This window comes from Arthrobacter sp. BC5, assembly GCF_056680255.1.
This window is the reverse complement of record NZ_CM155273.1, coordinates 1,460,130-1,477,849: the sequence shown is the minus strand read 5'-3', so window position 1 is coordinate 1,477,849 and position 17,720 is coordinate 1,460,130. Positions and strand designations below refer to the sequence as shown.

Genomic DNA, 17,720 nt, shown 5'->3' with positions numbered 1-17,720 from the left:
CCCGCGGGGATTTTCAGGGCGCCATCTTGACTCAGAAGAGGTCTCGGATTCATGAGTACACCGCGCCCGTCTACGACGACGCCCAGCGACACCCCCGTCCTCCCGCGGACCACGCTCCTCGTGATGCCCGGCGGCCGTGACGCCCAGGGCGCCGGCGCCGTGGCCGACCGACTCGCCGCCGAGACGGACGAGCTGCTCGACACCCTCGAGGGGACCGTCGCGCGCCTGGCCCTGGCCCACCGCTCCTGCACCCCGGACCCGGAGGCCCAGGGGATGGATCAGGAAGCCTTCGTGTGGGTCCAGCAGTCCCTCGAGGACATCTCGGCAACCCTTCGCGGTCTGGCGCTCGGGCGTGCACCGGAAGGTCCGGTAGCGGACGAAGCACCGCTCCGCGCCGCGACCGGACGGGCCTGACCGGCGCCTGAGCGGCATCCGGGATTCCCACCCCGCTCCCAGAGCATCCGGTCGGGCTCGGCTCTTCCGACGTCGTATAGCCCCACGCGCCGTCGTTGCGGCGCCCGAGGGTGGACCAGCATGCCCGTGCGGGCATGGCTGATCCTTCGCACTCCGGCTAGATGGACTGGCGGGCGCGGATACCCGCCCTGCCCATCGCATCCGTGTAGGCGGACTGGATGTCCTTCAGCCACAGCTCCTGGTTGGCCGGCGTGCCCTTGAAGGCCCGCTCCCCGGGGGATCGGACTTCGTAGATCTTGAATCCGCGCTTGGCGATGGCACGGTTCTCGAGCTTCATGAGCCGACGAGCGGCCTTGTGGGCGTCAGCACCGTGCGCCACGAGTGCCGACGCCCTCGGGACCTGCTGCAGGAACGTGAGCAGCGGCTTCACGCCGTCGGAGATCTGGTCCATGGTCAGGGCCCGCTCCTTGCCTTCCGGCAGGTACCACGGGTAGGCGTTCCACGGCATGAACGCATCGGGACGCAGGCCCACTGCCTCGTAGATGCCCGCCATCCGAATCGAGCTCACGTCGTCGTTCTCGAACGAGACGAATCCGGAGGGCAGCGATGCTCCCGGGTTCGAGAAGAGGCTCACGATCTTGCAGCCGTCGACGTCATGGATCGGATCGATGTACGGCACCGCCGATCCGGGCTTGGACTCGGCCAGCGTGTCGCACAGCCGGTTCACGTCCTCGATCTGGGGGTCGTAACGCTGTTCCCACTGCTGGGCCCTGTACGTGGGGTCTGCCATGCGCTGTACCAATTCCGCCTCCTCGCGAACGGCGCCTGAAGTGGCGCGAAACGTGTCCGCAGGCTTCCAGCCTACGCCAGTGCTCCCTCGGCATCCCTGCCACGCGCCATCACCAGTCGTGGACGGTGCCGTCGGAGAGGCGGTTGTAGGGCAGGTAGGCCTGCTGGTAGGGCAGCTCCGGCCGGTCCCGGCCGGAGGCATGCGTCGCCCTGGTCCGTGCCGCACGTATCCGCACCGTGCGCGGCATGTTCCTCGACGGGAGCCTCATCGCTGCCCGTCAGGCCTCGAGGGCTGCGGCCCAGAGGTTGATGTCGGATTCCACGGCGAACTCGTCGATGGCGTGGAGCTCCGCGGACGTGAAGGACAGGTTCCGCACGGCCGCCAGACTGTCCTCGAGCTGACCCACACTGGAGGCACCGATCAGCGCCGACGTCACCGGCGTGCCCTTCACCTGATCCCGCAACACCCACGCGATCGCCATCTGCGCCAGGCTCTGCCCGCGGTCCTCCGCGATCGCGTGCAGGCCCCGGATCCGGCCCAGGTTCTCCTCACTCAACTGACCCGCATCCAGGGACTTGTCCGCCGCCGCCCGTGAATCCGCCGGGATGCCGTGGAGGTACTTGCGGGTCAGCAGACCCTGCGCGAGCGGGGAGAACGCGATGGACCCCGCTCCCGCGGTCTCGAGAGCCTCGTACAGGTTGGGGGCACCGTTCTCCGTCCACCGGTTCAGCATCGAATACGACGGCTGGTGGATCAGCAGCGGCGTGCCCAGGTCCGCCAGGATCGCCGCGGCTTCCACCGTCCGCTCCGGAGAGTACGAGGAGATCCCCGCATACAACGCCCGCCCCGACCGGACGGCCGTATCCAGGGCCCCCATCGTCTCCTCCAGCGGGGTCCCCGGGTCCGGGCGGTGGCTGTAGAAGATGTCCACATAGTCCAGACCCATCCGCTCCAGGGACTGATCAAGGCTCGCCAACAGGTACTTCCGCGACCCGAAGTTCCCGTACGGGCCCGGCCACATGTCGTAGCCGGCCTTCGTCGAGATCACCAGCTCGTCCCGGAACGGCCGGAAATCGTCCTTCAGATGCCGCCCGAAATTCGTCTCCGCACTGCCGTAGGGCGGCCCGTAGTTGTTCGCCAGGTCGAAGTGCGTCACCCCGAGGTCGAAGGCCCGGCGGAGGATGTCCCGCTGGATGTCGAAGGACCTGTCGTCCCCGAAGTTGTGCCACAACCCGAGGGACACGGCAGGCAGCTGCAGCCCGCTCCTCCCCACACGGCGGTACGGCATCGAGTCGTAGCGGTCATCAGCAGGGTGAAAGGTCATCGGAGCATCCGTTCGTGGTGTGGCGGTTGCCGGGCTCGCCCGAGGGTTCGGACGACGGCCGAGGCGGGCGTCGTCGGATCAGGAGGAACCGGACGGTGGGCGCCGCGAATCGTACCCGCGGCGCCCGTCGGGATCAGGCGAGGGTCGACACGTGCGGGTCCCAGTCCTCGGGCAGTGGCTCGGCAGCGGTCGCCGTGCTGGAGAGCGAGACGAATTCTCCCGTCTCGATGCTTTCCGAGATCGAGACCATGGCGTCGAGCACGTGGTACGCCATCTCGCCCTGGGCTCGGTGCGGACGGCCCTCGCGCAGGGCTCGTGCCATCTCGAGCACCCCACTGCCGCGCGTCGACGTCGCGCCGACAGCCGGAATCACCTCGGCCTCGTCGGAGCCGCGTCGCGTGAGCATCAGGTCGCCGGTGAAGTTGTTCGGATCCGGGAAGGCAAGCGTTCCCTCGGTCCCCGTCACCTCGACGAACCCGGCACGCTTGAGCGGTGAGTCGAAGCTGAAGATACTCTGCGAGGACTCGCCGTTCGCGAACTGGGCGATCGCGCTGACGTGCGACGGGACGGTGACGTCGAAGACCTCCCCTGCCTTCGGACCCGATCCGATGGTCCGGGTCTCCCGGGACTTCGAGCCGAAGCCCGCGACCTTCGTGATGGCACCGAACGTCTGGACGAGCGTCGTCAGGTAGTAGGGGCCGATGTCGAACAGCGGACCGGCGCCCTCCTGGAACAGGAACGCGGGATTCGGGTGCCAGGACTCCGGACCCGGTGACTGCATGAGGGTCAGCGCCGTCAGTGGCACCCCGATGTCGCCGCGTGCCACGAGGCGCAGTGCAGTCTGCAGGCCCGCACCGAGGAATGTGTCCGGCGCGCAGCCGAGGCGGAGACCGGCGGCATCGGCCGTCTTCAGGAGACCGATACCGCTCTCACGGTCCAGGGAGAAGGGCTTCTCGCTCCAGACATGCTTGCCTGCGCCGACCGCAGCCGTGGCCACCTCCACATGGGCGGTGGGGATCGTCAGGTTCACCACGATCTCGACGTCGGGATGATCCAGGGCGTCCTGGACGCCACCCGAAGCCGGGATGCCGAACTCGGCGGCCCGGGCTGCTGCGACCTCCTCGAACATGTCGGCGACGATGTGCACCTTCACGTCGGGGAAGCTGGTGAGGTTCGCCAGGTATTCCTTGCTGATGACTCCCGCGCCGATGACGGCGATTCCGACGGGACCGCTGCGCAGTTCGTCCGTGCTCATTTCTTTCCCTCGTTCAGGTAGGCCAGGCTGTCGGCGACGGCGGTGAAGATATCACCGTCGAAGTCGTCGAGTTCCACGACGGCGGCTTCGAGCCCGGGAACGGCGTCGAGCACGTCCCAGACGCGCATCCTGCCTGAGCCGACCGCCACCTGCTCCTTGTTGTCCTTCGTGAGCGGGCCGTCCTTGATGTGGACGAAGCGCACCCGGTCGCCGAGGCGCCGGAGCAGTTCCGCGGGGTCCTCACCACCGACGGCCGCCCAGTACGTGTCCACCTCGAGGACTACCTCGGGATCGAGGTAGCCGGCGAGGACCTCGAGCCCGGAGACTCCGTCGATGCGCTCTTCCAACTCGAATTCGTGGTTGTGGTAACCGACAGTGATGCCGTGCTCGGCGCCCTTCTTCGCTGCCGCATTGAGCGCTTCCGCGGTCGCCCTGATGTCCTCGTCCGAGGTCCAGTGGGAGCGCTCGACGTGGGGGTCGATCACCGTGCCGATGCCGAGCTTGCGCGCGGCCTCGAAGATCTCGTCCTGGTCGGCGCGGAGGAGGGGTGCGTGGCCGGAAGGGGCGGTGAGGTCGTTGGCCTCCAGCGCCTCGGCCAGCTCGTCCGCGGTGGCGACGAAGTTGTACGGCTCGACCGCGGTGTAGCCCAGCCCCGCGACACGCTTGATGGTGCCCGGCAGATCCTCCCCTATCGCTGTCCGCAGTGTGTAGAGCTGGAGTGAATACGTCACGGAGATTCTCCTCGCTGAGAAAGTGGGGGTTTACTGAACCGGTTCAGGCACTACGTCGAACGTAGGGGATATCCGGAGGTCGGTCAAGCAATTCCTGGGGCTACGCTGTAGACCATGGCCAAGGAAACCATTGCGGGTCTGGCGAAGAGGCTGGGCATTTCGAAGGCATCCGTCTCCTACGCCCTCAACGGCCAGCCGGGTGTCAGCGAGCTGACCCGCCGTCGCGTCCTGGAGCTCGCCGAGGAACTCGAGTGGTACCCGAGCTCCTCCGCGAGGGCCCTCTCGCGGGCACGGGCGGGAGTCGTGGGGATGGTCGTCTCCGCCGACCCGGTCCTGATCGGCACCGAACCGTACTACATGGGCCTGCTCACCGGCATCGAGACCGCCCTCGCGGAACGGGACATGGCCCTGATGCTGCGGATGGTGGGCAAGGATCCGGCGCAGGAGCGGACCACCTACGAGCGCTGGGCCGGCGAGCGGAAGGTGGACGGTGTCCTGGTTCTCGACCACCTGCACGACGACCCCCGCCCTGCCCTGCTGGACCGGCTGGGTCTGCCGTTCGTGGTGCACAGCGCTCAGGAAACGGATACTCCACCCCCGTTCTCCGGCACGACGACGGACCATGCTGTGGACGCCGCCACCATCGTCGACCACCTCCACGCAGGCGGGCACCGCCACATCGCACACGTCTCGGGACCCCGGACGTTCCTGCACGAGGAGGAACGGGTCAGGGGCGTCCGGCAGCGCGGCGCCGGGTACGGGATGACCGTGACGCAGCACGAGGCGAACTACGCCCTCGAGGCCGGTCACCGCGCCGTCCTGTCCCTCCTTCGGACCCCCACCGGCCACCCCGTCACCGCCGTGGTCTTCGGCAACGACCTCATGTCCATGGGCGGCCTGCTCGCACTCCGCGAGCTCGGACTGCGCTGTCCGGAGGACGTCGCTATCGTGAGCTGGGACGACTCGCTGCACTGCCAGCTCGCCACGCCGGCGGTGACCGCCCTGTCCCGGAACCCCGGCATGCAGGGGCGGGTCGCGGCCGAACTCCTGCTGTCCGTGCTCGATTCGGGGACCACCCACACCCGTTCGATGCCCGCGAGCGAGCTCGTGGCGAGGGCCAGCACCACAACGGGCTGAGCGGCCGGCCCGCTACTGGCTCCGATCGACGAAGGAGGTGGCGCAGCCTGACCGAAGGTCTCGTGCGGCCGGATGTCGCCCTGCCGATGGCGGGTCTCCCTTTAGCATGGGCATCATGGACCGTCCCGCCAGCCGCCCCCTTCCGTCCGAACTCGACGCCGAGGGCCGCGGTCTGGCCGTCGTCCTGATGCCGGCGGAGGGAGACGGTGCTTTCGCCGACGCAGCGCAGGCCCAGGGGCTCACAAGCGCTGACGGTGTCAAGACGTTGGTGGTGAAGGTCAGCGGCGGCACAACGTCGTTCGTCCTGATCCCGGGTACGCGCCGCCTCGACTGGTCCAAGCTGAGGGCGCTGCTCGCCGTGAACAAGGCATCACTCGTCACGCCGGACGCAGCCCTGGAGATCACCGGGTATGAACCCGGAACCATCACACCCCTTGGCAGCCGACAAGTTCTTCCGGTCTACGCCGACAAGCGCATACCAGGACGCCGCATCGGCATGGGATCCGGTTCACGGGACTTCCTTTTGTTCACCGAGGCGGATCCGCTACTGGCTGCACTGCGTGCGACGGTCGGCGACATCACGTCCTGAATCGCGATCGGGACGGTCCGGCTCAGGTCAGTGCGCGCGCAAAGCAGACCGAGTGCTCCTGGCCCGCGTACGCGCCGAAGTTGGCGATGCGGTGGTAGCCCTCCCGCTCATAGAACCGCATGGCATCAGGCTGCTCGACGCCTGTCTCGAGCCGCAGCTCCCGACATCCGGCAGTGCGGGCTTCTTCCTCGATGCGCCGGAGGATGGCGGTCGCGACCCCCTGTCCACGGAACTCGGGGACCACGTACATGCGCTTCACTTCCATGCCGCCGGGTCCGAGTGGACGCAGCCCCCCGCACCCCACAGCCATTCCCTCGGCGGTGCTCGCTACGAGGAAGAACGGCACGTTCTCCGCCGTCGGTGGATCTCCCGGCTCGTGGTCCTCGCTTCCGTACCGGACGTGGAGCTCTGCTTGCTGGGCATTGCGCAGGACCTCGGCATCAGCGGCGTCGAAAGGGACGCGTGCAAGGGTCAGCTGCATCGGGGTCTGCCTGTGGGCGGCCACTACAGCGTGACCAGGGCGTCGATGATCTCCCAGGTCTCCGTCCGCGTCGTGTAGTCCACCCGAACATCGATCAGGCGGATGGTGCCGGTGGCGTCGACCACGACCACCGTGGGGAAGGGGATGGCCGCAGTCCGGTCCATGTTGGACCCTGCGACATCGATTCCGAGGGCGGTCCGGGCACGCATCGATTCCGCGCTGGGCACGGTCACGATCCCCAGGCGTGCGGCGAGCGCGTTCCCCTCGTCCGAGTACAGCGCGAAGTCCAGGCCGGCGTCGCTCGCCGTACGCAGGGAGATCTCGGGCGCCTGCGGGCTGATCGCGATGAGCCGGGTCCCGAAGGCCTCGACGACCGGGCGCAGCTCGCGCTGGTAGGTCTGCAGGGCGATGCTGCAGTACGGGCACCAGGAGCCGCGGTAGAACACGATGATGGCCGCTGCTGCTCCGAGCGCGTCACTCAGCCGGGTCCGATGCCCCGTGGTGTCGAACAGGACCGTATCCGGAAGCCTGTCGCCGACGCCTGCGATCCCGCTCGGGAGCCCCGCCCTGCGGAGGTCCTCCTGCTCGCGCGCGAAGACCGCTGCGAGCACCGGGCCGACCTGCGCCGCGAACGTGGAGTTGTACTCGCCCACCTGCGTTGCGATGGTATTCGTGAATGCCGGTCTCTGCTTCATTCGTTCCCCTCAACGCCCCCGCCGCAGGAGCCTTGACCCGCAGCAGAACCCATTGTGGTCCAGGACCCGGTAAATTCCCAGCACCGGGCCCGAGAGCGGCGAAACCGACGGCGTGCGGCCGCTCCTACGCCCTGAGCCCTCCGTACCTGCGCAAGACCTGCATCAATCCTTCGTCGTCCTTCGGCCCATCCCAAGCTCCTGGCGATAGGCCGCACCGCACAATGGAAGAGGCCCCGCGACCCGGCGGGGACCAGGACGCTCGGGCAACCGCTCGGCGACAAGGGCAAACCCGGTGCGAGCCGGAGACGCAAAGCCACGGGACCCCTGCGGTCAGCCGGGCTACCGAACCAGCGAGGCCGATCATGCTTTTCCTTCCAGCGAAGTCCGCATCCGTGAGCGATGCACGCACAACCACGGCGCGCCTGCTCCTCCTCGTCACGGCGATCGTCGTCCTGATGGTCGGCCTGACTCCGCCGCCCGCCCAGGCAGCAGCCACCATCACACTCAGCAGTACGTCCGGAGCAGCCGGCACGACGGTCACGGTGACGGGCGCCGGCTTCCCCAAGCGGACCAAGGGAACGGTCGTCGCGGGGACCACCCAGGTGGCCATGACCACCACGGCGTCGGGTTCGTTCCAGGCCTCGATCGTGGTGGCGGTGTCCGGAACCGTCACGGCAACGGCCGGAAGCGCCGCTGCGAGCGCGTCCTTCGCCGTCGTCGAACCCGCACCGGTCTCCACAGGACCCAAGAGCATCCGGTTCGGCGTGGGGACCAACGGCGGCCCGGCGGCCGGCGGAGAGCTCGACGAGGTGGCCGGCATCGCCGGCGAGGCCCCCTCGATCGTGCTCTCCTACAAGGACTTCAACCAGCCCCCACCCATCGCCGAGCTCGATGCAGTTCGCGCCCGCGGCGCGGAGACCCTGCTGACCTGGGAGCCGTGGACGTGGGGAGGCGGCGCCTCCCAGCCCGCCTACTCCCTCGACCGCATCGCGGCGGGCGACTTCGACACGTACCTCCGCGAGTGGGGCGTGGCGCTCGGACAGTGGGGCCAGCCCGTGTACCTCCGTTTCGCCCACGAGATGAACGGGGACTGGTACCCGTGGGCGGAGGGCGTCAACGGCAACGGCACGGGTGACTACGTCGCGGCGTACCAGCACGTGCACGACGTCGTGGCATCGACGGGCGCGACGAACATCAGCTGGGTCTGGAACCCGAACGTGCCCTACTGGGGCTCGACGCCCCTGGACCAGCTGTTCCCCGGCACCGGCTACGTCGATCTCGTGGCTCTCGACGGCTACAACTGGGGTACCTCGCAGTCCTGGAGCACCTGGCAGGAACCGCAGGCACTGTTCGGGGAGGGCATCGCGCAGCTCCGCCGGATCGCTCCCGGCAAGCCCATCATGATCGCCGAGACGGCTTCCTCGGAACTGGGTGGATCGAAGCCCCAGTGGATCAGCAACCTCTTCAGCTACGTCTCCGCGCAGCAGGACGTGGTGGCCCTGGTCTGGTTCCACATCAACAAGGAAGCCGACTGGCGCATCAACAGCACCACCGCGTCGGCGGATGCCTTCGCGGCGGGCCTCGCCGCCCGCCGCTGACGACACGATGACGACACGCTGACCGGAACGCGCCGGGGCGTCACCCGGAGGAGGCCCTCCACGGTTGGCAGCGCGGGCACCACCAGGTGCGACGGCGGCCGGGATCGCCGGGCACCTCGCCCCTGACGAGCACCGTGGTCCCGCACCTCAGGCACGGCTTCCCGGCCCGGCCGGCCACCCAGTGCTTCCGACCCCTGCGGGTGTTCCCCGTGGTGACCTGGTGTGCATTCGGCTGCAGGGCGGAGAAACGGAGGCATCGGGCCCCGAGTACCACCAGCGCAGGGACGTCGACATCCGCCAACGCCGTGTCCGGATGGACGCCGCGCAGGAAGCAGAGCTCGTTGGCCCAGAGGTTCCCGAAACCCGCGATGTTGCGCTGGTCGAGCAGGGCGGCAGCGACGCGCTCCCCGGGGTTCCGGCGGAGCCTGCGGATCGCCTCGTCGGCGGACCAGTCCTCCCGCAGCGGGTCCGGCCCGAGGTGCCCGACGACATCGGTCTCGCTCCGGGTCGTCAGCAGGTCGACGACAGGGAGGTCGAGTCCGTACGCCGTCGGCCCGTCCTGCACCTCGAGGATCACGCGCGCCTCCGGCAGCAGCCTGTGCGGCAACGTCCTTCCCGCGGCCGTGACGGTCCAGGACCCCTGCATCAGCAGATGCGTGTGAAGCGTCAGTCCGCCGTGGAAACGGGTCAGCAGGTGCTTGCCGTACGTCGCATGGCCCGCCACCCGCATGCCGTCCAGGACATCGGTGGCATGAGCCGGAACACGGAGGTCCCCCCGACTGAGCGTCCGGCCGTCGAGTGATCTCCTGAGCCGTGCGGCCAACCGGAAGACACTGTCACCCTCGGGCATGCTGCCTCCCCTGCCTGGTCCTCGATCCAGGAGAAGGCTAGCCCCTGCCACCCACGCAGAACCCGCCCGGGGCGCCCGCGATGGTGGTGGCGCGCGTCCTCCGGCAGCTCATGGGCGGTGTCCTCGACGCGGTGCACGGACTGCGGGCCGGGAGGCGAAGAACGCTTCGAAGCAGGGCACGGCGGCTTCCGTTATCCACATGCGATCGATACTATTTCCCTTTGCCGGGTTCCGCCCGGCACGCGTGGTCTAGAAGCGGGCCCGGCACCAGATTCCACGTCGTACCACCGAACAGGCCCCCATGAATACCAGACTGTCGCCGTCCGAAGACTTCCCGGAAGACCTCACCACCCTCGACCTGCCCGAGATCGAGGTACTGAACAGCAAGATCAACCGCGAGCTCGACTTCGAGTACGCCCGTGACGGCGAGCCGTCCCTGGAGACCGAGATCCGGCGCGAGGAAATCACCGAGGAGCTGGACCGCCGTGACCAGCAGCCGGAGTCATCGCCCGTGAGTCCCGACGTCGTCGGATCCGCCCGCCGATCCTCCTGAGGAACGCACCCCGGTCACCAGGAACAGGCCTGCCACGACCGCGCACGCCAGCATGACGACGGCGGTGGGCACGGGCGAGGACAACCCGAACGCGCCGGTGGCCGGGGCCAGCACGGCCGCAGCCGCCATGTTGGACGCGCCCAGCACGGAGGCGGCGGTACCAGCGCGGAGCCCGTGATGCTCGAGCGCGGTGGCCTGCAGCGCCGGGTTCACCAGGCCGAACGACGTCGTGAATCCCATCACCGGAGCCATGAGCCCCCAGACGCCCAGTTGCGGAGCGAGCCCGACGCTCAGCAGCAGGGCGACGGCGCTGAGGACCAGGGCCACGGCGCCGATGCGGACCGCGAGGACGGGCGACGTGCGCCGGGCCACGAGACCGCCGGCCTGCGCGCCGACCACCATGAGGGCGCCCTGCGCCCCGAACAGCAGGGCGTACCCGGTGGGAGTGAGCCCGAAGACCTCCTGGAGCAGGAAGGCGCTGCCCGCCATGAAGGACATCATCGCGGCGAAGAGGAGCCCGCCCGCTACGGCGACCGAGCGGAACTGCACGTCCCTCCACAGGCTCCCGTAGTCGCTCCGCAGGCGCACGCCCCGCCGGAGCAGGCGTCGGTCCGGCGTGTTGGTCTCGTTCCGTAGCAGGATCACCCCGGCAACGCACAGCAACACGACGCCGTAGCCGAGGAGCACCCAGAACAGGCCCCGCCATCCCACCACCTGCAGGAGCTGGGCGCCGAGTGCGGGCGAGGCGACCACGAAGACTCCCGAGGCGATGGACAGGCGGGCGAGGAACACGAGCAGTTCCTTGCCGGCGTAGAGGTCCCGGACGATCGCGAGCGCGATCACCGCGCACGCCGCCGAGCCCATGCCCTGGAAGGCCCTGCTCGCGATGAGCCATCCCAGGGACGGCGCGAGGGCACAGGAGGCTGTCGCGACGCAGTACACGAGGATCATCACCGCGAGCGGACGGGCCCGTCCGACGGCGTCCGAGAGCGGACCGGAGGCGAGCTGGCCGAGTCCCATCCCGATGAAGGCCCCGGTCAGCGTGAGCTGGACGGCTGATTCATCCGCTCCGAACTCCCGGCGGATCGCGGGGAAGGACGGCAGGTACAGGTCCATGGTGAGTGGCCAGATCACCTGCAGCATCGCAAGGGCGGTCACGAGGAGCAGGACGCGCGGTCGGCGTCGCGAGCTCTCGTCGTCCCCTTCGCGGACCGGGACCGCTCGCACCCTCTGTTCCACTGACGCCCCTCCGTCTTGGATAACGCTTTCCCACCCCATCATCCTGCATGCCGCGGATGAACGGTAGGGCTTGCCGGGCGCGTATTCCCTGCACGGCAGGAACGGCTCGGAAAACTTCCCTCGCCGCCCCCGGCCGCGTGGTCTAGATTCGGATGCATCGCAGTCCACCGAAGGGAGAACGGCATGAAGAACAAACTTGTCTTCACGGCAGGTATGGCCGCTGGGTACGTCCTCGGCACGCGCGCGGGCCGGGAGAGCTATGAGCAGATCAAGACCAAAGCCCGGGAACTCTGGAACAGCCCGAAGGTGCAGGACCGCGTCTCCTCCACCACCGGCACCATCAAGAGCAAGGCCCCCGACGTCCAGGATTCCCTGAAGGGCGTGCTGAAGAAGCGCGGTGCGGGGAGCGACGACGGCGCGAAGGCCCCCCAGGACCCGGGCCTGGACATCGGCGCCAGCGGGGACCTCCCGCTGGACGTCCCGCCGGTCGTCACCGCGACGGACACGGGAAGCACCGGGCCCACCGGTCCGAGTGGCGGCGACCCGCGCCACGTCGACGACACACCCTTCCAGGCGCAGGATGAGGAGACCCGTCCCGACGTCGGCCGGTAGGGACGTCGGCGGGAGGGACGCTCAGCTGGGCCCGCCGGGCAGAGGAGGGCCCCGGCTGAACCGGGGCCCTCCTGCGTCCGGCCCGGATCACCGACGAGCCGGACGTCACACGCCTTCGCTGACCGCCTCCTCCGCCTCCAGGCACACCTCGCAGTCCTCTTCAACGAGCAGGGCGTTGATGGCGACCGCGACCCGGTAGGCGTCTCCTGCCGCGGGCACGAGCTGGGCGGCAGGATCCGCGGCGTTGCCGACAGCCCACACCCGCTCCACCGTGGTTCGCCCGATCTCGTCGGTGGACACGCAGCCGTCCTCGCGCATATCGCACCCGAGGGTGTCGATCAAGGGAAGGCCTGCGTCCGCCCCGGGCTCGCAGAACACCGCCGAGCACGGCACCAGGGAACCGTCCTCGAGGCGGAGTCCGCTGACCGGCCGCGGGGCGTCGTCGGCCGCAGGCCCGAAGGCGAAGCCCTGCACACGTCCCTTGGCGATGCGGACGCCCCGCCGGCGCAGACGGCGCTCGTCGTCCCCGGACAGCGGCCCGAGGGTGTGGGGGAAGAAGGTGACGTCGTCGGACCACTGGCGGACCAGGAGCGCCTGGTGGATCGAGGTGGGAGAGGACCCCAGCACGCCGAGAGCCTGGTCACGGACCTCCCAGCCATGGCAGTACGGACACTGCAGCAGGCCGTGCCCCCACGCCTCCCTCGCCCCCGGGACGTCGGGAAGGACATCACGGAGGCCCGTGGCCAGGACCACGTGCCGTCCCTGGAGCGATCCACCGTCAGCAGTGCCGACCGACCACCCTTCCGGTACCTGCCGGGCTCCCTCGGCACTGACGTCGACGAATTCGACGCCGTACGGCTCGAGGTCCTGCCGGGCCAGCGCGACGAGCCGCTCCGGAGCGGTACCGTCCCTCGTGATGAACCCGTAGGCGGCATCGGCCGGAGCGTTCCGCGGCGTTCCCTGGTCGATGACCACGACGTTCCGCCGGGCCCGTCCGAGGACGAGTGCCGCGCTCAGGCCCGACACTCCCCCGCCGACGATCACGACGTCGTACATATCCTGCCTGTCCATTCCTTCATCGCACCACGCGGCGCACGCTTCCGGGGACGGAATTGGTGCTTGCGATCAGGCGATGGGCCCTGTGTGCTCCCGGTCCCCGGCGGACAGGCCCAACGCGGCGACGAGCGAGGCGAACCGAGGGTTTCCGGCGAGGTCCTCGACGAGGACCGCCCTGCCGTCGGCATCGGCCAGGGGGATCCGCCAGTTCGGGTACTCGTCGTTGGTGCCGGGCTGGTTCTGCGTCCGGCGTTCCCCGACCGCGTCGGCAAGCGCGACCCCCAGGAGCACCGACGGGGTCTGGGCGATGAACGCGTGCAGCGCCTCGACGGTCTGCTGGACACCGGCCGTGCCGTCCGTCAGCAGGTTCCGCTCCCTCAGGAGCGAGAGGAACGTGTCCTGCACGGCGCGGTCCGCAGCCTGTTCCTCCGCCACCGGGCGGCTGAGCAGCCCGAGCTTCTCCCGCAGCACCACGTGCTCGCCTGCCAGGTAGCCCGCGCTCGGCGGGAGGTCGTGCACGGTCACCGTCGTCAGGCAGCCCGCGCGGTAGGCCTCCGGGAGCAGGGGCCCGTCCTCGTCCTGCTCGAACCAGAGGATCGAGGTGCCGAGGATCTCGCGTTCGGCCAGGTACTCCTGGACGCCCGGCTCGAACACGCCGAGGTCCTCGCCGACCACGATCGCCCCTGCCCGCTCCGCCTCCAGCGCCAGGATGCCGATCAGCGCCTTGTGGTCGTAGTAGACGTAGGCGCCTGCGCCCGGCTCCGCTCCCTGCGGGATCCACCACAGCCGGAACAGCCCGAGGATGTGATCGACCCGGATGCCACCGGCGTGGCGCAGGATGTTGCGGAGCATGTCGCGGAAGGCCGCATAGCCGGATGCGGCCAGGTGCTCCGGGTGCCATGGCGGCTGGCTCCAGTCCTGGCCGTGCTGATTGAACATGTCCGGCGGGGCACCCACGCTGATCCCCGACGCGAGCACGTCCTGCAGCGCCCACGCATCCGCCCCGCTGGGATGGACCCCCACCGCGAGGTCGTGCACCACGCCGATGGACATCCCGGAACCGGTCGCTTCGAGCTGGGCCTCCTGCAACTGCTCGTCGACGAGCCACTGCAGCCACTCGTGGAACTCGATCCGTGCGGCGTGGTGCTCGGCGAAGGCGCGGGCACCCTCAGACCCGGGGCGCCCGACGTCGTCCCATTCCGGTGCGCCCGGTGCGAGCTTCTCGGCGAGCGCCGACCACAACGCGAAATCGGCCAGGCCCTGGCCCTGGTGGGAACGGTAGGCGTCGAAGTCGTGCTGACGCTGTTCGGGGCGCTCGACGGCGAAGACGAGCTCGAGCGCCTCGAGTTTGGCGGCATAGGACGCGTTCCGGTCCAGCAGATCGGTGGCGGTGTTCGCCTCTGCGAAACCTGCGGCGAGCTCCGCGATCCTCGTCCGCGCTGCGGCATCGAGCCGGGCGTGCTCCGGGATGTCCTCTAGGCGCAGGTAGAGGGGGTGGAAGTAGCGCCGGGTCGTCGGTAGATAGGGTGACGGTTCCACCGGCGGCACGGGCTCAGCGGCGTGCAGGGGGTTCACCAGCACGAAGTCGCCGCCGTGGGCTGCGGCGGCCTGCGCGATCAGACCGAGATCGGCGAGGTCACCGATGCCCCACGAGGCAGAGGAGCGGACGGAGTAGAGCTGGGCCATGAGCCCCCAGGTCCGGTGGCGCATGAGCGCCGCGGTCGTGCTCAGCCGATCCGGGGTGATCACCAGGGTGCGGGAGGTCTCCTGCCCGTCCACGCTCGCATGCAGCGTGTGCCAGCCCAGCGGCATGGCATGCGGCAAGGTGCCTTCGCGCCGCTCCACGGCCTTTCCGTCGACGGTCCGGGTCGCCACCGCCCCGGCCACCGCTCCGGTGTAGCGGATGCCGTCCTCGTCGACGGCCCAGAACTCCACCTCCGCGCCGGCGGGCACGTGGAGCATCACCGGCTCCACGTCGCTCTGGCGCACCACGACGACGGCGGGCAGCACGGAGCGCCAGGGACCGGTTTCGACATCCTCCAGCGCCCGCTCGATCGCGGCGTGGGACGAGGCATCGACACCGAGCGCCGCGAGAACCGTGACGAGGGTCTCCGGGGTGACGCGGGCGGGCTCGCCGTCCCACCCCTTGAAGGTGGTTCCCACGCGGTGCGCCTCGGCGAGTTGCTCCAGGCGTGACGGAGCTTTCGGGGCTGCTTCTTCGTGCTGCGTTGTGTCGGCCATGGCTCCAATCTAGGCGTGCATCAGGAGCCTGTGCATCCGCGGCAGCACCCCCGTGACCGATTTGACGAGGGCGGTCCCGGGTCCTGACCGGCGCCTCGAGGGCCGTATCCCTACCAGCGGGCCGAGGGCCGGACAACCTGCGGGGCAACGCCGGTGCCACTGGCGACGGCGCCGGGGGCGGTGGCACTGTGGAGCAATGGCCTACTTCCTCGAATACCTCATCCCTACGGAGAACGGCGGGGCGGAGGTGCCCCTGGACGACGCCGGCGACGGCTTCACGATCCCTGTCAGCGAGACCGCCGAACGGGTGGTCCACCTGGACACCCTGCCCGCCCGCAGCCGCATCGCCGCCGGGACGCTCGAGGACGCCCGCTCGGAGGCGGAACAGCTCCTCCTGCACAGCAAGGCCGACGCGGGGGAGCTCTTCGAGGATCCGGGTGATTCCCTCGATGCCGGATCCGGCCGGCGCGTGGGGAGATTCCGTGAGGGCGAAGGCTGGAGCGAGGGCTGATCCCGCTACCAGGTGTCCTTGGTGTAGGTGCTGTTGAGCCGGGCGATCAGTGATCCGAGCGTCTCGACGTCCTCCGGGTTCCAGCTGCGCATGAGGGCGGTGAACGCAGTGCGCCGGCCGGCCTGGGCAGCGGCCAACTGCTGCTCGCCGAGCGCCGTCAACAGCACGCGCTGCGAGCGGGCGTCGTTCGGATCGAGTTGGCGGCTGACGAGTCCCAGCCGTTCGAGCCCGGCGAGCTGTCGGCTCACCGACGGCTTCCCCACTCCGATGCTCAGGGCGATGTCCGTCGCGCGCAGGGACCCCTCGCGCTGCAGGAGCGTCAGGATCCCGTAGGCCGCGGGCTCCATCTCGGGGTGCACGTTCTTCGCGAGCGCATGGGATGTCGTCCGTTCCCTGCGCCACAGCACGCTCGTCTGCTCCTCGAGCACCTCGATGGCGCGCTCGAACTCGACGCTGTCGCGTCCCTCGGGTGTCTCCATGGGAGAAGCGTATAGATGCCCGGAACGATCGGAACCGTCTTCACGGGAGAAATTCGAAAAAGTCAGCGGGCCGGCAGCCCGTGCGTCAGGATGAAGTCCTGATGCATCCGGGTCTGCGACAGCGCCGAGAGCAACTGGAATCCGTGCAGCCCGTCCCATCCCGCGGTCCAGGTCAGGCGCGAGGCGATCTCCCAGATGCTCGGCCCGCCGGCGCGGGAGCTGTCCTCCGCCAGGACGTTCGCCACTTCCCGGGCACGCTTCAACTGGTGTTCCGCACACTCACCCGCGCGCTCTGACAGCCCTCTGAACCGGTGGCCGTGGCCCGGCAGCGCCTCGTGGAGGCCGTAGCCACGGACGCGCTCGATCGATGCCAGGTAGTCGGCCAGGGGGTTGGTTCGCGTCGCGCCGCCGAGCCCGAGGCCGGCGAACACGGTCGGCAGCACGTGGTCCCCGGTGAAGAGGAGCGCGCGGTCGTCGTCGCGCAGGCAGATATGCCCGGCCGTATGTCCTGGCGTCGCCATCACCTCGACCCGGGATCCCGGGATGCGCAGGACGTCGCCGTCGGCCAGCACGCGGTCCACGGCGACTACGAGGCCTGCGGGCGACCGGTCGACGTACTGCGCGAGTTCGCTCCTCCGCTCTGCTGGGACGCCCCACTCCTCCAGGCGGCCGACCGCCTCGTCGAGGTCGAGCAACCGCGTGCTGTGCCGCTCGAGCGCCCGGCGCTCCGCTTCATGCACCGCGAAGTCCGCTCCCGAGGCCTCACGCAACCGGGCCGCCATCCCCACATGATCAGGGTGCAGGTGGGTCCCCGTGATGCCGGTGACCACGCCGACCCCCGGACCCCCGGGAACGACGGCGGCGAGCGCCGCCATCAGCCGGTCCCAGTTGTCGTCCGAGTCCCAGCCGGGATCGACCACGTGGACGCCGCCCTCGGCGTCGAGCAGGAGATAGGTGAAGGAATAGGCGAGGTGGCCGCCCGGCATCGGCTGGGCGAGGGCCCAGATGTCCTCGCGCACCCGGTCCAGCGGCGGCAGTCCCGGATCGGACGTCTCCATCTGCGGCGTAACGGTGCTGTCCATGCATCCTTCCGGGTGGCTTGTTCCCATCAAAGCAGAGCCGCCGTGCACCCGTGACGCCGCGTTCGCCGGATCGGACGGGCGCC

20 protein-coding genes and 1 riboswitch are annotated in these 17,720 nt (G+C 69.4%); of the genes, 7 read left to right on the top strand and 13 right to left on the bottom strand.

Features of this window, described 5'->3' with window-relative positions; genetic code table 11:
* Positions 1-51 precede the first annotated feature (51 nt).
* Positions 52-414, top strand: coding sequence for a hypothetical protein (locus tag AC1MFI_RS06790; RefSeq protein WP_479820351.1), 363 nt, complete (start codon positions 52-54; stop codon positions 412-414).
* A 157-nt stretch (positions 415-571) separates the two neighbouring features.
* Here AC1MFI_RS06790 and AC1MFI_RS06785 read toward each other — a convergent pair whose 3' ends face one another.
* From AC1MFI_RS06785 to AC1MFI_RS06765, 5 genes are all read right to left on the bottom strand, one after another.
* Entirely contained in the window at positions 572-1,204 is a 633-nt protein-coding gene (locus tag AC1MFI_RS06785) for a uracil-DNA glycosylase family protein (RefSeq protein ID WP_479820350.1), read from the bottom strand.
* 109 nt (positions 1,205-1,313) lie between these two features.
* Positions 1,314-1,451, bottom strand: coding sequence for a hypothetical protein (locus tag AC1MFI_RS06780; protein WP_479820349.1), 138 nt, complete (start codon positions 1,449-1,451; stop codon positions 1,314-1,316).
* 30 nt (positions 1,452-1,481) lie between these two features.
* On the bottom strand, positions 1,482-2,528 hold the full coding sequence (gene mgrA / locus AC1MFI_RS06775) for an L-glyceraldehyde 3-phosphate reductase (protein WP_479820348.1): 1,047 nt from the start codon (positions 2,526-2,528) through the stop codon (positions 1,482-1,484).
* Between the two features lie 133 nt (positions 2,529-2,661).
* A complete protein-coding gene (locus AC1MFI_RS06770; protein WP_479820347.1) occupies positions 2,662-3,783 on the bottom strand; it encodes a Gfo/Idh/MocA family protein in 1,122 nt (373 codons plus the stop codon).
* Positions 3,780-4,514: a sugar phosphate isomerase/epimerase family protein gene (locus tag AC1MFI_RS06765; RefSeq protein ID WP_479820346.1), complete on the bottom strand. Its 735-nt coding sequence runs from the start codon at positions 4,512-4,514 to the stop codon at positions 3,780-3,782. The genes AC1MFI_RS06770 and AC1MFI_RS06765 overlap by 4 nt, the downstream gene beginning before the upstream one ends.
* 114 nt (positions 4,515-4,628) lie before the next feature.
* Here AC1MFI_RS06765 and AC1MFI_RS06760 point away from each other — a divergent pair, with 114 nt between their 5' ends.
* Positions 4,629-5,651, top strand: a complete 1,023-nt coding sequence (locus tag AC1MFI_RS06760; RefSeq protein ID WP_479820345.1) for a LacI family DNA-binding transcriptional regulator — start codon at positions 4,629-4,631, stop codon at positions 5,649-5,651.
* A gap of 115 nt (positions 5,652-5,766) precedes the next feature.
* On the top strand, positions 5,767-6,240 hold the full coding sequence (locus AC1MFI_RS06755; protein WP_479820344.1) for an aminoacyl-tRNA deacylase: 474 nt from the start codon (positions 5,767-5,769) through the stop codon (positions 6,238-6,240).
* A 22-nt stretch (positions 6,241-6,262) separates the two neighbouring features.
* Here the strand turns inward: AC1MFI_RS06755 and AC1MFI_RS06750 are convergent, their stop codons facing one another.
* Positions 6,263-6,721, bottom strand: coding sequence for a GNAT family N-acetyltransferase (locus AC1MFI_RS06750; protein WP_479820343.1), 459 nt, complete (start codon positions 6,719-6,721; stop codon positions 6,263-6,265).
* A gap of 23 nt (positions 6,722-6,744) precedes the next feature.
* Positions 6,745-7,416, bottom strand: a complete 672-nt coding sequence (locus AC1MFI_RS06745; RefSeq protein ID WP_479820342.1) for a peroxiredoxin-like family protein — start codon at positions 7,414-7,416, stop codon at positions 6,745-6,747.
* Positions 7,417-7,688: 272 nt separating this feature from the next.
* Positions 7,689-7,763: riboswitch (cyclic di-GMP riboswitch) on the top strand.
* 108 nt (positions 7,764-7,871) lie between these two features.
* Between AC1MFI_RS06745 and AC1MFI_RS06740 the strand changes: the two genes are divergently transcribed.
* Positions 7,872-9,014: a glycoside hydrolase family 26 protein gene (locus tag AC1MFI_RS06740; protein WP_479820812.1), complete on the top strand. Its 1,143-nt coding sequence runs from the start codon at positions 7,872-7,874 to the stop codon at positions 9,012-9,014.
* A 40-nt stretch (positions 9,015-9,054) separates the two neighbouring features.
* Here AC1MFI_RS06740 and AC1MFI_RS06735 read toward each other — a convergent pair whose 3' ends face one another.
* Complete coding sequence (locus tag AC1MFI_RS06735) at positions 9,055-9,864, bottom strand: DNA-formamidopyrimidine glycosylase family protein (protein ID WP_479820341.1); 810 nt, start codon at positions 9,862-9,864, stop codon at positions 9,055-9,057.
* Between the two features lie 301 nt (positions 9,865-10,165).
* On the opposite strand from AC1MFI_RS06735, the gene AC1MFI_RS06730 reads away from it, so the two are divergent.
* Complete coding sequence (locus AC1MFI_RS06730; protein ID WP_479820340.1) at positions 10,166-10,417, top strand: hypothetical protein; 252 nt, start codon at positions 10,166-10,168, stop codon at positions 10,415-10,417.
* On the opposite strand, the gene AC1MFI_RS06725 is transcribed toward AC1MFI_RS06730, so the two are convergent.
* Positions 10,367-11,656: a multidrug effflux MFS transporter gene (locus tag AC1MFI_RS06725; RefSeq protein ID WP_479820339.1), complete on the bottom strand. Its 1,290-nt coding sequence runs from the start codon at positions 11,654-11,656 to the stop codon at positions 10,367-10,369. The genes AC1MFI_RS06730 and AC1MFI_RS06725 overlap by 51 nt on opposite strands.
* A 183-nt stretch (positions 11,657-11,839) precedes the next feature.
* On the opposite strand from AC1MFI_RS06725, the gene AC1MFI_RS06720 reads away from it, so the two are divergent.
* Positions 11,840-12,268 carry a hypothetical protein gene (locus tag AC1MFI_RS06720; protein WP_479820338.1) on the top strand — a complete coding sequence of 143 codons (429 nt, stop codon included), beginning with the start codon at positions 11,840-11,842 and terminating at the stop codon, positions 12,266-12,268.
* A gap of 105 nt (positions 12,269-12,373) precedes the next feature.
* On the opposite strand, the gene AC1MFI_RS06715 is transcribed toward AC1MFI_RS06720, so the two are convergent.
* Both AC1MFI_RS06715 and malQ read right to left on the bottom strand, forming a co-directional pair.
* The gene (locus AC1MFI_RS06715; protein ID WP_479820337.1) at positions 12,374-13,339 is read right to left on the bottom strand and encodes an NAD(P)/FAD-dependent oxidoreductase; all 966 of its coding nucleotides are present in this window, start codon (positions 13,337-13,339) and stop codon (positions 12,374-12,376) included.
* Between the two features lie 54 nt (positions 13,340-13,393).
* A complete protein-coding gene (gene malQ / locus AC1MFI_RS06710; RefSeq protein ID WP_479820336.1) occupies positions 13,394-15,565 on the bottom strand; it encodes a 4-alpha-glucanotransferase in 2,172 nt (723 codons plus the stop codon).
* A gap of 196 nt (positions 15,566-15,761) precedes the next feature.
* Between malQ and AC1MFI_RS06705 the strand changes: the two genes are divergently transcribed.
* Positions 15,762-16,076 carry a hypothetical protein gene (locus tag AC1MFI_RS06705; protein WP_479820335.1) on the top strand — a complete coding sequence of 105 codons (315 nt, stop codon included), beginning with the start codon at positions 15,762-15,764 and terminating at the stop codon, positions 16,074-16,076.
* Between the two features lie 5 nt (positions 16,077-16,081).
* Here the strand turns inward: AC1MFI_RS06705 and AC1MFI_RS06700 are convergent, their stop codons facing one another.
* Positions 16,082-16,555, bottom strand: a complete 474-nt coding sequence (locus AC1MFI_RS06700) for a MarR family winged helix-turn-helix transcriptional regulator (protein WP_479820334.1) — start codon at positions 16,553-16,555, stop codon at positions 16,082-16,084.
* Between the two features lie 62 nt (positions 16,556-16,617).
* On the bottom strand, positions 16,618-17,637 hold the full coding sequence (locus AC1MFI_RS06695; RefSeq protein WP_479820333.1) for an MBL fold metallo-hydrolase: 1,020 nt from the start codon (positions 17,635-17,637) through the stop codon (positions 16,618-16,620).
* Positions 17,638-17,720: the final 83 nt, after the last annotated feature.

Excerpts from the sequence above, each read along its gene's own strand:
- AC1MFI_RS06760 (WP_479820345.1), top strand. The coding sequence starts at position 4,629 with ATGGCCAAGGAAACCATTGCGGGTCTGGCGAAGAGGCTGGGCATTTCG.
- AC1MFI_RS06715 (WP_479820337.1), bottom strand. The coding sequence starts at position 13,339 with ATGGACAGGCAGGATATGTACGACGTCGTGATCGTCGGCGGGGGAGTG.
- mgrA (WP_479820348.1), bottom strand. The coding sequence starts at position 2,528 with ATGACCTTTCACCCTGCTGATGACCGCTACGACTCGATGCCGTACCGC.
- AC1MFI_RS06700 (WP_479820334.1), bottom strand. The coding sequence starts at position 16,555 with ATGGAGACACCCGAGGGACGCGACAGCGTCGAGTTCGAGCGCGCCATC.
- AC1MFI_RS06705 (WP_479820335.1), top strand. The coding sequence starts at position 15,762 with ATGGCCTACTTCCTCGAATACCTCATCCCTACGGAGAACGGCGGGGCG.
- AC1MFI_RS06720 (WP_479820338.1), top strand. The coding sequence starts at position 11,840 with ATGAAGAACAAACTTGTCTTCACGGCAGGTATGGCCGCTGGGTACGTC.
- AC1MFI_RS06735 (WP_479820341.1), bottom strand. The coding sequence starts at position 9,864 with ATGCCCGAGGGTGACAGTGTCTTCCGGTTGGCCGCACGGCTCAGGAGA.
- AC1MFI_RS06755 (WP_479820344.1), top strand. The coding sequence starts at position 5,767 with ATGGACCGTCCCGCCAGCCGCCCCCTTCCGTCCGAACTCGACGCCGAG.
- AC1MFI_RS06745 (WP_479820342.1), bottom strand. The coding sequence starts at position 7,416 with ATGAAGCAGAGACCGGCATTCACGAATACCATCGCAACGCAGGTGGGC.
- AC1MFI_RS06785 (WP_479820350.1), bottom strand. The coding sequence starts at position 1,204 with ATGGCAGACCCCACGTACAGGGCCCAGCAGTGGGAACAGCGTTACGAC.
- malQ (WP_479820336.1), bottom strand. The coding sequence starts at position 15,565 with ATGGCCGACACAACGCAGCACGAAGAAGCAGCCCCGAAAGCTCCGTCA.
- AC1MFI_RS06790 (WP_479820351.1), top strand. The coding sequence starts at position 52 with ATGAGTACACCGCGCCCGTCTACGACGACGCCCAGCGACACCCCCGTC.
- AC1MFI_RS06730 (WP_479820340.1), top strand. The coding sequence starts at position 10,166 with ATGAATACCAGACTGTCGCCGTCCGAAGACTTCCCGGAAGACCTCACC.
- AC1MFI_RS06770 (WP_479820347.1), bottom strand. The coding sequence starts at position 3,783 with ATGAGCACGGACGAACTGCGCAGCGGTCCCGTCGGAATCGCCGTCATC.
- AC1MFI_RS06740 (WP_479820812.1), top strand. The coding sequence starts at position 7,872 with ATGGTCGGCCTGACTCCGCCGCCCGCCCAGGCAGCAGCCACCATCACA.
- AC1MFI_RS06750 (WP_479820343.1), bottom strand. The coding sequence starts at position 6,721 with ATGCAGCTGACCCTTGCACGCGTCCCTTTCGACGCCGCTGATGCCGAG.
- AC1MFI_RS06780 (WP_479820349.1), bottom strand. The coding sequence starts at position 1,451 with ATGCCGCGCACGGTGCGGATACGTGCGGCACGGACCAGGGCGACGCAT.
- AC1MFI_RS06695 (WP_479820333.1), bottom strand. The coding sequence starts at position 17,637 with ATGGACAGCACCGTTACGCCGCAGATGGAGACGTCCGATCCGGGACTG.